At 63.1% G+C, this 13,395-nt stretch carries 10 protein-coding genes and 2 pseudogenes; 4 read left to right on the top strand and 8 right to left on the bottom strand.

Annotation, left to right across the window (positions count from 1 at the left end):
• Window positions 1-1,883 precede the first annotated feature (1,883 nt).
• Entirely contained in the window at window positions 1,884-2,957 is a 1,074-nt protein-coding gene (locus tag ACQPW1_RS30335; RefSeq protein WP_433655190.1) for a replication protein RepA, read from the top strand.
• A gap of 602 nt (window positions 2,958-3,559) precedes the next feature.
• Here the strand turns inward: ACQPW1_RS30335 and ACQPW1_RS30340 are convergent.
• The 6 genes and pseudogenes from ACQPW1_RS30340 to ACQPW1_RS30365 form a co-directional block, all read right to left on the bottom strand.
• Window positions 3,560-4,678, bottom strand: a pseudogene (locus tag ACQPW1_RS30340) (IS701 family transposase); the annotation flags it as partial.
• Window positions 4,679-4,943: 265 nt separating this feature from the next.
• Window positions 4,944-5,138, bottom strand: a complete 195-nt coding sequence (locus ACQPW1_RS30345; RefSeq protein WP_433655191.1) for a hypothetical protein — start codon at window positions 5,136-5,138, stop codon at window positions 4,944-4,946.
• Entirely contained in the window at window positions 5,138-5,341 is a 204-nt protein-coding gene (locus ACQPW1_RS30350; protein WP_433655192.1) for a cold-shock protein, read from the bottom strand. The genes ACQPW1_RS30345 and ACQPW1_RS30350 overlap by 1 nt, the downstream gene beginning before the upstream one ends.
• A complete protein-coding gene (locus tag ACQPW1_RS30355) occupies window positions 5,323-5,589 on the bottom strand; it encodes a hypothetical protein (RefSeq protein WP_433655193.1) in 267 nt (88 codons plus the stop codon). Before ACQPW1_RS30355 ends, ACQPW1_RS30350 begins: the two co-directional genes overlap by 19 nt.
• Window positions 5,590-5,769: 180 nt before the next feature.
• Window positions 5,770-6,216, bottom strand: coding sequence for a hypothetical protein (locus ACQPW1_RS30360; protein WP_433655194.1), 447 nt, complete (start codon window positions 6,214-6,216; stop codon window positions 5,770-5,772).
• 197 nt (window positions 6,217-6,413) lie between these two features.
• Window positions 6,414-6,548, bottom strand: a complete 135-nt coding sequence (locus ACQPW1_RS30365) for a hypothetical protein (RefSeq protein WP_433655195.1) — start codon at window positions 6,546-6,548, stop codon at window positions 6,414-6,416.
• 255 nt (window positions 6,549-6,803) lie between these two features.
• Here ACQPW1_RS30365 and ACQPW1_RS30370 point away from each other — a divergent pair, with 255 nt between their 5' ends.
• The gene (locus ACQPW1_RS30370) at window positions 6,804-8,072 is read left to right on the top strand and encodes a hypothetical protein (RefSeq protein ID WP_433655196.1); all 1,269 of its coding nucleotides are present in this window, start codon (window positions 6,804-6,806) and stop codon (window positions 8,070-8,072) included.
• Here the strand turns inward: ACQPW1_RS30370 and ACQPW1_RS30375 are convergent.
• On the bottom strand, window positions 8,064-8,723 hold the full coding sequence (locus ACQPW1_RS30375; protein ID WP_433655197.1) for an HAD family hydrolase: 660 nt from the start codon (window positions 8,721-8,723) through the stop codon (window positions 8,064-8,066). The two genes, ACQPW1_RS30370 and ACQPW1_RS30375, sit on opposite strands and share 9 nt — an antisense overlap.
• 599 nt (window positions 8,724-9,322) lie before the next feature.
• On the opposite strand from ACQPW1_RS30375, the gene ACQPW1_RS30380 reads away from it, so the two are divergent.
• A protein-coding gene (locus tag ACQPW1_RS30380; protein WP_433655198.1) for an IS3 family transposase occupies window positions 9,323-10,572 on the top strand; the annotation gives its coding sequence in 2 pieces (ribosomal slippage) (window positions 9,323-9,608 and window positions 9,608-10,572; 1,251 coding nt in all).
• Between the two features lie 399 nt (window positions 10,573-10,971).
• On the opposite strand, the gene ACQPW1_RS30385 is transcribed toward ACQPW1_RS30380, so the two are convergent.
• The gene (locus ACQPW1_RS30385; protein WP_433655199.1) at window positions 10,972-12,054 is read right to left on the bottom strand and encodes a tyrosine-type recombinase/integrase; all 1,083 of its coding nucleotides are present in this window, start codon (window positions 12,052-12,054) and stop codon (window positions 10,972-10,974) included.
• Between the two features lie 633 nt (window positions 12,055-12,687).
• Here ACQPW1_RS30385 and ACQPW1_RS30390 point away from each other — a divergent pair.
• Window positions 12,688-13,392 (top strand): annotated as a pseudogene (locus ACQPW1_RS30390) (transposase); the annotation flags it as partial.
• Window positions 13,393-13,395: the final 3 nt, after the last annotated feature.

Here is a 13,395-nt window from a genome sequence, read left to right on the forward strand (position 1 = left end):
GCCAGCTGGCGCACAGCTCGATCGGCGCTCGCTGCCATCTCGCGCTCAATAGCGCCCCGGCGAACCTCTCCGCCCCATCGAGTGCGCGGTGGCACCAATCCGCCGGACCGGGTCACGACCTGCACCCGCGTGGCAACCAACGCAGCCGCCCACGAAGCCACTTTCCAGCGATACCAACTAGCAGGGGACCGACGCACCAACGCGTCGCCCTGACGGCGAAACCTCATCACACTCCACAACACCTGAGCCCATCCCCTTGATGGGCCATCCCCAAATCGGGCGAAAGCGTAACAACGCGACAAAGCGCGTCAAGGCGGACTGGTTGCGCACGATGCACTCAGTTTGTGAAACGAGTCACACTTTTCCTCTCGCCGCGCCAGCCCGGTAGGAGCATCTGGACGGTAGTTTATTCAACGTCTTTCCAGGACAAGTAGTTTGAGAGCTTTACTCGCCAACTGCACCGCATCGAAGTTTCTGAACAGTCAAGCCGCCCAGAATGTTTCGAATCCTTATGATGGCGCACCACCCTGCACACAAAGCAGCGCGTAGTCGAAATCACTTAGCCGACAAGGCATCCCGCTCCACCGATCGCTCCGTCCGCTCATCCGTTAGTAGATTCGGTGCCGATACCGCCTTCCCGCCAGTCATTTTCGGCAGGTTCGCGTCATGTGCAGCCATGCCCTCCATGACTCCCAACCGGCCAAACTTGCTGGCCGCGAACGACATCGACGCAAACTTGTGCCGCCTGGAATGTCATACACGTTGAGTGCGGTGGGCGGCGAGCCACGAGCGGGCCGACTCTTTCCGAACACGGCATGCACGAGGCCGAACCCGGCCTACCTGGCCAGCTGAGACACCCCTGCAGCCGAAGTCCTCTGTCGACGAAACCAGTTGCACTGCTGGCCATCTGACGTAATGCCTGCCATGGCAACAAGCCAGCGCATCAGCCCGCTAGTGGCGCAACCCTCGACGCTAACCGAGGCTGAACGGTCGCGCGCTCAGACTTCTCACAGCTTCTCCTCAGCGTTTCCTTATGTGCACGCTCGACAGCGGTGAGCTATTCACAACCGTGTGATGCACGTAATATGCCGTACAACACCATGTTTCACGCATTTGTCGATGGTCTGCCTTCGTCGGCGACATCCCATCAAGTGGCACGGCAACCGGGCACGCGCCATTCGGATCAGGCATGAAGGTCGAGCCTATCGAAGCTCAGGCTGTGAGATGGATCACTACAGGGGATCGCCAGTAATCGATCAGCGTCCCCCGAGGGCAACGTTGGAACCTTCGGCGGACGATCTCCTCGCCCCGATATAGACACCCCAGGAACGCTTTCCAACGCTGAGCACCTCGGGTGGCCCACCGAGGCTTCGCCGCTCCGAACGCGAGCCCAACGACCTCTCGCGGCGACCGGCGTGTGCGTGTCGTTCTTCGGTGGCCTACTCCGTAGTCAGCACGTAGTGCGTTGTGAGTGGCGGGCTCGTCTCGTTGGCTGTCTGGTCCAGCAAAAGCGGTGAGCTCCGAATCCGACTCGTCGATAGGCTCGAGGACGCGCTCTTGCGGGGACGATGAACAGCGGCACCACTGAACTGCTCGGCCACTCGATCTCGGCCAACTGTGTGTACTCGGATGCTGGGCTCGACCAGCTTGTAGGCGACGCTCGGCAGACACGCCGACGGAGATTCCTGTCCGGCAGTGATGGTGCGCTACGGTCTCTGCCGAGTCGGCCCGCGCCCGCTCATCGTTGCTGTCATTCCGGCCCACGCTGGGAGCAAAGTAACACCGTCGACCAGGGCTCCGCTTGGACCTGCGCGGACACAACCCCATATCGTCGACTGACAGGCGTTGTGGCGTGGGCGCATGCGCCGGAACAGAAGTCGGCCATGTCCAAGAACTCTTGCGGCCGCCGGTCCCACGCGCGGGCTATCGCGACCGCGGAAGGAATCAACTACACCACCGCGCTGCGCCGCCTCGAACAGCACCACGCGCCGGTGGCCGCCGCGCCTTTTGCGGCGTACGCCCCGCGGTTGCTCACCGATATCGGATGGTGGCGCCGAACCCCCGAGCCCGGCGAAACTGCCTCTCGACGCAATGGTGGCTTCTCAGTGTTCATGTACCCCGGCACCAGCATCCACGGTGGGATCGACGACGCGAGGCGCCTGCGTCTGCCTCACGGTTTGATGGCACGCCAGGTACTGATCTGGATATGCAGCGAGGTGATCCGTACCAAGGACGCCGAGTTGTACCCCAACGACCCGGACACCGGCTTCTTCACCACCACCGGTCTCGCTATCACCGGTGGTCCGCATGGAACCGCTGCGGCGCTGCTCGAGCAAATTGAGTTGCTCTTCGAGACCTGCGTCGTCATCGAAGACCGCAACGCGCGGCACGCCGGCGAACGCCAGCTCACGATGGTGTCTGAGTATGAATACAGTCTCAAGAATCCAGAGTCGGCTCCGGAGGAAATGCCGTACAACAGGATTCGGATTTCCGACGAATTCTTCGAAGACATCGTCGCCGACGCGGTACCGATCGACTGGCGGGTAGTGACGCACCCGTGGGGCTCTCTGCTGACCGTCGATGTGTACCTGTGGCTGGCAGCGTGTTCGCCCGCGATCCGCCGCGACACCCAGGTCGACTGGCTCGCACTGTGGGAACAATTCGAGCAATCGCCGTATCGCGGAGCACGTGCCCCGAAGGTGCTGAAGTTCAAGGATAATCTCCACCGTGCCGCCGACCAGATCAACTGCGTCGACCGTCAACCTTCGATCGTGCAGGTTGGTGAGCTCCCAGGCTGCGCGCAGCACCAGATCATCTTCGTGGACTATTCCGCGGCAAGCGGCCAGTACGACGTTCTTGGCTGGCAGCGGTTTCATGGCGCTCTCCACAGGCCGCTCGATCGTTCGAGTCGGCGTGCATCACGGTCGGCTGGCTCGCGAACCAAGACCAGTGCGTAGATGCTATCCATGCAGCAGTCCCCTGTTCTTGTCCAACATGTTTCACCGATTCAGCACACACCGCGGACAGCACAACTAGCCGGGTAGACGGCAGGTCGGGGTCGAGTGCGTGTTGCACTGGCACCAGGCCCAGCGCGGCCTCCAGCATCCTGCTCAATCCGTCACCACCGGCCATCGAATACTCCTGACCTCGCTGCCCTCAACCCTGCTGATGGGGTGGGGACGTTTGTCATGCCTGGGGCCAGGTTGCCCGTCAGCAGGACGACGCGGCGCTTGACCCTTCCGCCTTCGAGGACGACCCGTTTCCCGTCAGGCGTGCTTCCCACACGATTTCGCCGTAAGCGATCAACCGTCGTACCGCTTCGGCGACCGAGGCTTTCTCGATGTCCGTGTAGACGCGGAGGATGGCTTAGTACTGCAACGACACTCAGTTGAGGGGGTGTCCGCGGCGTCGGTAGTGGGAGAGGCGGGCTTGGTATTGGCGGCGGCGTCGCCATCTCGACCAGGCCCAGGTGTGATCGGTGTCATGGTGGCGGGTGAGGACGAGTGCGACGAGTAGTCGGCGGATCTCCGGTAGTGTCAGCGCGATCATGCCTTCGTCGTGGTCGACGAGTCCCCTTTGCGGCAATGGCTTTGGACGCGGCCAGCCAGGCCAGGGCGAGCATCGACAGGGTGATGTGGGCGTACCAGGCCCGCCAGGATCGGACCTGGTAGTGGTCGAGTCCGGCCTCGCCCTTGGCTTGTTGGAACGCTTCCTCGATGTGCCAGCGAGACCCGGCCGTGAAGGCCAGATCGACCAGCCGCGCCGAGGCTGGGCCGTAGCAGAGGTAGTAGGCGATCTCGGTCGGGTTGCTGATGCTGCGCCGCGCCAGCAGCCAGTGCCCGCGCCCACCTGCCCAGGTGCCCTCGATCTGGCGGCGCGCCCAGTCGAATTCCCGGGGCCCGTGCGCGCCGGCACCGACCGAGAGCCGCTGCCACGTCGAAGCCTTGAACTCGGCGACCAGGGCGTCAGCGCGGGCACTGCGGTCGGCGCGGGTGGTGATCTGCTGATCGCATCGGGTGGCCATCACATAGAACACGTCACGTTCTTCGAGCCAGTCACGCAGGTAACCAGCCTGGCCGTAGGCTTCGTCGGCGGTGAACCATCGAAACGGCACCCCGGCGGCGAGTATCCGCTCCAGCATGGCGATCACCTGCCGCGGTTTGGTGGCGAACTCGACCTCGTCAGGGATGCCCGCGCCCCGGCAGCGGTCACGGTCACCGGTCCACGACTGGGGCAGATACAGTTCCCGATCGATCAACGCGTGCCCGTGCGTGGACGCATACGCCAGAAACACTCCGATCTGGCAGTTCTCGGTGCGTCCGGCCGTTCCCGAGTACTGCCGTTGCACCCCAGCCGATTTCACACCCTTCTTCAGGAACCCGGTCTCATCGGCTGCCAGCACCGCCTCCGGATCACCGAGATGTTCGATGACGTAATCACGCACGTCGTCGCGCACACCCTCGACATCCCAGTCCGCCTTCCGCAACAACCGCTGCATCCCCTGTGGGCCTGCCTCCCCGGCATGCTCGGCCACGGTCCACCCGTTCTTGCGTTCCAGACCCGCGACCAGCCCCGACACATATTCACCCGCCCGAGCACGCGGCTCAGACCGCGTGAACCGGGCCCCGATCCTGCTCATCAACGAATCAAACTCCGCCACAACACGATCCAACACCACACAACAGAACTACCAGCAACTACTCAACTGAGTGTCGTTGCAGTATTAGGGGTCGTTGTTGATGTTGATGTTGACGCTCAACCGGGACTGGTCACTGGGAGGCAGAATCTCGGGGGTTCGGGTGTCGATCCTCAGTCGTCACTGATTCCCGCTTCTTGTCGTCTGTTCGAAATGCACCCGGTCCGCAAGGAGACCGGGGACGTTTGTTGTCTTCCCGCCAGGGTTTGCTGTTGCCGGTGCCGGGCGTTTCGTGCGTTCGGTTCCGCTACTGTCGCTGTTTGTCTCGCCGCATCACGAAGAAGCTGCACACCGCCACCACGCCCAGGCCGGTCCCGGCCATCCCGAGCAGCCCGATACGCAACGTTTCGATGTACACGACTCCGAGGCCTGTCGCACCGATGGTGACGCCGATCGCTATCGTCGCAATCGTCGAAGCCCAGAACACGATCCGGTTTCTCATCACAGGACCCGCACGTCGTTGGCTTGTGGGCCTTTCTGGCCCTGGCCGAACTCGAACTCCACCCGGTCAGCCTGGTTGAGGGTCCGGTATCCCTGCGCGCCGATGGCGGAGTAGTGGACGAAGAGATCGGAGCCGCCGCCGTCTTGGGCCATGAACCCGAAGACCTTGTCGCCGTTGAACCACTTCATTGCGCCTTGTGCCATGTTCGTCTTTCTGTGAAGAACCCGCCGAAAGTTGTTGGACGGGTGTTGTTTTCATCTCCGGCCCGACTGGCGCGGATGTTTGTTGGCCGCCCGGCGAGCCCCCAAGTCGATCTCGCCATCAGGTCGGTGACGGCTTCGTCGATCTTGCCGCCGTCGATCTTGAGATACGACTGGATGACGCAGGCGGCGTTGTCGCGGATGCGAGCGACGAGCACGTAGTCTTCGCCAGGTGAGTAAAGGCCGCTCATGAGCGGCGCCTTTCGCGGTACCGCATGATCGCCACGGCCGCCGACGCGACGACCTCAGCCACGACTAGCATCTTGAGTAGCCGTCGCTCGAAAGTGCTCAACAGCGGAGGCGCGGGCGATGGGTCGAAGCCGAGTTCACGAGAGATCCGTTTCCAGCCAGCGGCAGCGTCGCGGCGTACTTCATTGTCGTTCGGACGCGCGTCCATTGTCCTCCTTGCTCGGTTGCGGGGTGGGCACGGGCCAGCCGGGGTTGTCGTCCACCCAGATCGTGGGCTCGGGCAAGGTTTTGTCATCGACGATGCATGCCCACAGGACCTCGTAGGTCATGCGCAGGCGGGTGCACATCTGGGTGGTGTCGAGGTAGGCGACTGGTTCGGGCCGCTGGTAGGGCGGCATCCACGGCCAATACCGGTCGGTGCATTCAGTCGACCATCCGGGGAGCTTCCGCTCACCGAGATGCACGTCGGGGCCGGGCACCCAGACGGGACCGTGGTGCCGCCATTGGGTCAGGCGGGCCAAGTCGACGTCGGCGCGGATCGCGAAGGCGGTCAACCCGAGATAGCGGGGCGCTTTGGAGTGGCGCTCGACGGTCGCCTTGCGTGTCGTGCGAGGCCGGAGAGGTTTCATTTATCGGCCTCGGTCATGGCCCCGCGTTTGGACCGAGCGGAGATCGCGGACGGTAGCAAGGCGGTCCTCCTCCTCGATGGGCATTACGTCCGGGAAATACGGTTCTTCGGGAACGCCGTATTCGTCGACCGGCGCCCAGCTCCCATCGGAGTAGCGGAGCCAGCCGCCAGGGGGGCTCGGGAGATCTGAAGGGCGCGTCATCGGACGGCCGGATCGTCGGTGTCCGCGTTACGCGGACGTGGCTCGTCGCCTCGGTAGGCGGCGAGATCACAGATCACCGCCATCACGAATAGAGCAGCGGCAACGACGAGTGCTGGCAGGTAGGCGGGCATTGGGCGGTACCCCTGAGCGTGTAGGTGTGTTGGTGTGCACTTGGCGTCGGAGGAAAGAGAATCCCCGTCGTCCCGCGATCGGTTGGGAGGTCCGGGGTGTCGCTTCTTCAATCAAGCTCGTGACCGTCGACCGAGTGCTAACTCCTACGTTCTCATTGAATCATGCCCTAAAGAAGGTCATTGATAGGGACATGTATCGGCCATTTTGTGGCCCTATGGGACATTTATGGCCTGAAAGTGGCTAAAATCGAGACCATGACTTCTCCTGAGAATGCGCTCCGTTCAGCGCGTCAATCGCTCGGCTATCGTTCGCAGGCGGCGTTAGCTGATGCGCTCAACAAGGCTGCGCGGGACATCGGACTGCGGGTCTCGATCAACGCCAGGACAGTGCGTCGCTGGGAGTCGCCCGCGCCCCCGTGGCCGCAGGCTGAGCATGTCACCGCGCTGGAGACGCTGTTCGATCGGCCGATCTCCCAGCTGGGTTTCACCTCGTCGCGACGGTCGGGTGGTGAGCAGGCACATGTTCGGCCACACGGCAGCGGCTATAGCGAGACGTGGGCGTCTCGCCACGGCGGTACCGGGGGCGGGGTGCTCCCGCCCGCCGTGGCGACCGACTTCGCTTCGGCGACGGCCTCATTCCGGCGGTTGTATTGGTCGGTTCCGGCAGCGCGGTTGCAGCGCTTGGTGTCCGAGCACGCCGGTCTCGGATGGGATCTGCTGCCGCAGCTCACGGGTCCGGCGAAAGCGATGATGGCGCGCGCGGTCGCGGAGTCCAGCCTGCTCGCTGGCAGGCTCGAATTCTTCGACCTCCAGCAACCCGAGCTCGCTAAACCATCGTTCACGCTGGCTCTCCAAGCGGCTGGTGAGGCTAACGACGACCTACTCGGCGCGGCGACGTTGGCACACATGGCGTTCGCTCCCGCGTTCTCTGGCGACCCGAAGCGGGCCGAGGATGCGCGGGACAAAATCCACGGCGCGGGAGTGTTCGCCCGCCGGGGGAATCCCAGCGCCGAGATGGTGGCGTGGCTCGACGCAGTCGAGGCCGAGGTGGAGACCCGGCTCGGCGATACGCGGCGGGCGCTCCAGCTGCTCGAACACGCCGAGCAGGCATATAGCGAGTACAACCCTGAGGAGAACCCGAGCCCGCCGTGGCTGGACTGGTTCTCGGCGACGAGGCTTGCAGGGTTCAAAGGCAATACGTTGCTCGCCGCCGGAAAGGGCGCGGAAGCTCGCGCAACCTTGGAGCAGGCGCTGGCCGATCTGCCGGTCGACGCGATCAAGCAACGCGCGGTGTTCCTCGCCGATCTCGCGGCTGCCGCTGTGCTGGAACGGAATCCGGAGCAGGCGTGCACGCATCTCAAAAGCGCGTTGAACGTGCTCGGCGAGCACTGGTACGCCACGGCGATGGACCGCGTGAAGGACGTACGCCAGTCCCTGCACGAATGGGACTCGCTCCCGCAGATGCGCAAACTCGACGACCAGCTCTACAACTGGCACACCACGATCAGGTCGCTGTTAGCGTGACGTGTTGTTCTCTGCGGCAATGATTCCCGGCAGTTCGGTGAGGTCGCGGATCTGCCAATCGGACAGTTCCGTGACTTCCGGCTTGTCGCGCAGTATCCATCCCCATGGGCCGCGCTGAATGTAGGCGGTCCGCATGCCCGCCACCTTCGCCGGAGCGATGTCGTTGTCGATCCGGTCACCGACGTAGACGATCTGTTCACCGCTGCACGGCGCGACTTCGACGATCTTCGCGAAGAACTCCGGCCGCGGCTTCTCGACACCCCAATCGTCCGAGGTGGCAATGAAGTCTGTGGGTAGGTCCAGACTCCGCAGGATGCAGCCAGAGCGCAGGGTCTGGTTGCCGACGATCCCGACCCAGACTCCCATCTCGCGGAGCTTGGACAGGGCCGGGCGGACGTCGGGGTAGAGGTCCTCCTCGCCGTACGTCTCGGGCTTGCCAGCCGCCGCGCGCGCTTCGCGTTCCTGGGCCAAGTCGAATCCAGGTTGGAAGACCTGAAAAGCCTCGCGGTAGTCCTGGCCTTGTGCGATCACAGCGCCGAAGACGGAGACGAAGGTGTGGCGCGGTACGCCGAGCCAGTCCGCCCATGTTCCGTACTCGCGAGTTTCGTCTACGAGCGTTTCACCGACATCGAATACGACTGCCCCGATCATGGGCTCACGGTACCGCGCGCAGTTTAGGGCGGGTCCGTGCGCACACTCGATCGGAATGCTGCCCGCGCAGCGGTAGCCCACCTCCCCCAGCCCGCGCGGATCTCATTGAATGAGTATCGGATGCTGAAGCCGCGGCAGCAGCAGCTACACGATCTCTTACGGGCGGCCACACACGCGTACCTGCCCTTGCAGGGCGCCCCGATGAGCACCGAGCTGGCGAAGGTGATGGGCATGGCTACAAATCAACGCCCTCAAACGCCAGGGCCTCCGCCTGAAGGTAGGCCAGTACCGTGGCTGCGGTCAGATCCGTCGCTCCCGACTCGATCTCGCAATCGGTGCTCCGTTGCGAAGCTGTTGCCGTCTTCGGACTGCTGAATCTGTCGATGGCTCGGTTAATGCCTCTCTAGGTGGCTGGTGTTTTTCGTGCGGTGAGGGGCTGGTCTCGAGCAGAATGTTGGGGTGACGTTGGGGCGTGTGCCGAGGCAGGGTGATCTGTTGCGGTCGACGGTGGAGTTCTGCGCGGGTCGGGTCGGGGTGGACTCGATTTGAATCGCCCCGGCAAGTCGGGGGACTTCATTCCTTGAGGAAGGATGAAGTCCATGTCAAGTGCACCGAAGAGGTATCCCCCGGAGTTGCGTGAGCGGGCGGTACGGATGGTCGCCGAGGTCCGCGACGAGTACAACTCGGAGTGGGCGGCGATCGAGTCGGTAGCGGGCAAGCTCGGGATCGGGTCGGCCGAGACCCTGCGCAACTGGATCCGCAAGGGCCAGGTCGATACCGGACAACGTCCCGGTGTGACCACCGAAGCGGCCGAGGAGTTGCGGCGGCTGCGGGCGGAGAACCGAGAACTCAAGCGCGCCAACGCTATTCTGCAATCGGCATCGATTTTTTTCGCGGCGTCGCTCGACCGCCGCAACACGTAGTCCTCGACTACATCGACAACCACAAACAGGAGTTCGGCGTCGAGCCGATCTGCAGGGTGCTCACCGAGCACGGCGGCACGATCGCGTCGTCCACCTACTACAGTGTCCGCAACCGCGCGGCATCCAAACGTGCCGTCGCCGATGAGGTGTTGAAGGGCGAGATCGCCCGCGTGCACGCCGAGAACTACTCGGTGTACGGTGCCCGCAAAGTCTGGCTGCAACTGCGCCGTGAGGGCATCGAGGCGGCCCGTTGCACGATCGAACGGTTGATGCGTGCACTCGGCCTGCGAGGCGCGCGACGCGGGCGAGTCAAACGCACCACCATCGCCGATCCCCACGCTCATCGGGCCGCTGATCTGGTGCACCGCAAATTCGACCCGCGTGCACCAAACATGTTGTGGGTAGCGGACTTTACCTATGTCTCCACATGGTCGGGGTGGGTGTATGTGGCATTCGTGATCGACGCGTTCTCGCGGCGGATCCTCGGATGGCGGACATCCACCACGATGACCACACCGCTGGTCCTCGACGCGATCGAGCATGCCATCTGGACCCGCAAACACGAAGGCGTGAAAGACCTTTCGGGTCTGATCCATCACAACGACCGCGGATCGCAATACACCTCGATCGCCTTCACCGACCGCCTCGTCGAGGCCGGCATCGACGCCTCGGTCGGCACCACCGGCGACAGCTACGACAACGCCCTCGCAGAAACGATCAACGGGCTATACAAGACCGAACTGATCAAGCCGAGAGGGCCATGGCGCACCGTCGACCAGGTCGAAGTCGCCACCCTCGAGTGGGTCGACTGGTTCAACCACCGCAGGCTGTATGAACGTTGCGGCGACATCCCACCGGTCGAGTTCGAGGCACTCCACTACAGTCACAAACGAACTCAGCAAACCGCCGAGTTCTCACACCAGTAAGTCTCCCGACTCTCCGGGGCGATTCACCGACAGGGACGGGAGCGACCTTCCGCCGTTCCCTCGTTGAACACTTTCTGTGGACCAACTGTGGACCAGAGATAACCCCGAAGGCACGCTGTGGACCAATCGTGGACCACCCGTTCCGCGCACTACGCCCGTAACCAGCGGATATAGTCGTCTTATGCGCGGGCATATCGAGCGTTCCGTGTGTGAAATGTCCTTATCGGGTACTAATTCTTGACTGGGGGTCAGGTGGTCGCAGGTTCAAATCCTGACCGACGACTTTTCTTGCCCTGCCGGATATCGCCCATTCGAGTTGGATGCAGCGCCGCTCGATGATCCACGATCTTCATCACACTTGTCGCATCTGGTCGCAATTGCGACGTATTCCGAAACATTTCACGTGATCTCCTCTATTTGCACCAACTCTGGGGTGATCCGTGTCCAATCACCGTTGCGGTTGGCGAGTGGGTGGGGCTCACCGGTGAGTGTCGCGACTGCTTCGGCGACCTCGTCGATGTGTGCGCGGGTGTAGATGTCTGTTGCCCCGCCACTGTTGTCGGTGTGGCCGGCGAACGTCTTGGCGACTGCCTTTCCGAAGTTCCGTTCCACCCATGTCAGTGTTGTGTGACGCAGCCAGTGCGTGCTGATGCCGTGCGTGGCGACGGCCGGTATGTGCTTGGCCAGGCGCGTCCACAAATGGTCGTACCTGCGACGCGTCAAGGGTGTTCCCTTATGGAAGCGAAGCAGCGGAGTATTAGGCTTGCTGCCACGTTCTCTGGCATGGTTTTGTAGGGCAGCCATCAATGTCGGTGAGACCGGTTGCCAACGCATCGTGTCGCCCTTCTCGCGCAACCGCACCAAACACTGCTCAGGGTCAAGATCGTTGGGACGCAACGCGAGTGCACCACCACGCCGACAGGCGGTCTCGGTGTGCAGGCGCAGCAACAGCACATCCAGGTCGGGATCGTTACCGGTGGCGCCGGCGACCCGGTTGATCTCGGCGAGCAACTGTTCGGGCAGCGCTCGCCGGTTCGAGGGCAACCGTCGAGGTATCACCAGATTGGCAGCGGGGTTGTCGAGTGCGGTGATCAATCCGTCCGCCTCTGCGTGACGGTAGAGGCAGCGCAACGCGTGGATCGACTGCCCGACAGTGCCCCGCCCACCGATATCGGAACGACGGATCAGCCGTGTGGCCTTGAAGTGCTCAACGAGTGCCTTCAACTCACTCACCGTGGGTTCATCTATACGGCGATCGGCCCATCCTTCCTGCCCGAGAAGCCTGTCCCACGTGGACCGGTATTCCCGACGCGTCCGCCCGTCAGGCATCGCCGCCCACACAACCGGAATGTAAGCCGCAAACGTCGGCGCAGGCGGACGAGTGACCGCCGCACCCTGTAAATCGGCGGGGGTGAGCCCGAGGCGGCTCAACAGCAACACCGCGGCGGCGAGGTTTTCCTCATGTACCGAGTCGCCCGTCATGACAACACTCCCCCGGCAACGTGGGCAAGACGATCACCCGCGATCGCATCGAGTTCACCCGGCCCAACGATGATCACCGGAGCGAGCGGGTGTGTAGTCATCGCGGCCCCTCATCGACAAAGGTGAACCGCTGATCGACAGAAATTACGTGAATGCTGGTGCCGAAGCGATGCTTTGACACCAGCACTAGGGCGAATTCGCCCCAAAAACGTGTCCGGAGGGGGACACAACCAATACGCACACCTACTTCACCAGCAGACATCGCTGGAAGTAGGACCCTAGGCCTCAACCGTGCATCGCGACCATCGGGGTATGCCAGCCTGGCGGGACTCGACCCCATGACCCCCACACGGGGGTTCAAGGTCGTGCGAGACATCTCAACAGTTCTCAAAATGGCCTGCCACCTGCGAGAATGGCAATCCGACACTACCTGACGTGACCCAACGAATCCCAGCATCATTCATCCGAACCATGGGGGAAACCCTGGGGTACGTCGAATCTGCGCACCACGCGCAGCGGCATGTGCCTGAGTCGCAAGACTGGCTGGCCGACGCCATGCTGAAGCGCTCGCAACCCAATCACTGCTGCCGATAATTGGCCACTCGATCACCGGACGTACAGCGGCGCGGCGGAGCGCTCGAACGCGTTCTGGGACCACGGATCTCGCATCCAGCCGTCCTGGAAATCCTGTCGCGTTGCGGTGGGCCGCAAGGAATCAGAGCCGCGGGCAGACGCAAACTCACCACGATCGCGACCAAACACGCACCACGCATGGGCACACGTCTGGTCGAGGAGATCCTGGCCGCGCTGCCCGCGCAGACGGTGACCGTTCCCGGCGCAAACACCGCCGAGATCGTACTGCCCAAACTCGCCGATTCTCTGAAAACTGTTTTGCTGCAACGCAAGAGTGTCGCTGAAGATATCGAGAGGATGCTCGATGATCACCCTCTTGCCAAGGTCCTGACCTCGATGCCCGGCGTCGGAGTCAGGACCGGAGCCCGCATCCTGCTCGAAGTCGGCGACGGCTCAGCCTTCGCCGCGGCCGGCCACCTCGCCTCCTACGCCGGCATCGCCCCGGTCACCCACCGATCCGGCAGCTCGATCCGCGGCGAGCACCCCGCCCGATCCGGCAACCACAAACTCAAACGTGCCCTATTCCTGTCCGCGTTCGCCGCACTACACGACCCCGCCGGCCGCGCCTACTACACGCGAAAACGCGACGAAGGCAAGAAACACAACGCCGCCCTCATCTGCCTAGCCCGCCGCCGCTGCGACGTCCTCTACGCCATGCTGAAAACCAAAGAGCCCTACCGACTTCCGGAGGCCGCCAAGTCTTAAAGA

Origin of the sequence: Nocardia sp. CA-128927 (genome assembly GCF_050955855.1) — a bacterium.
Taxonomy (GTDB): Bacteria; Actinomycetota; Actinomycetes; order Mycobacteriales; family Mycobacteriaceae; genus Nocardia.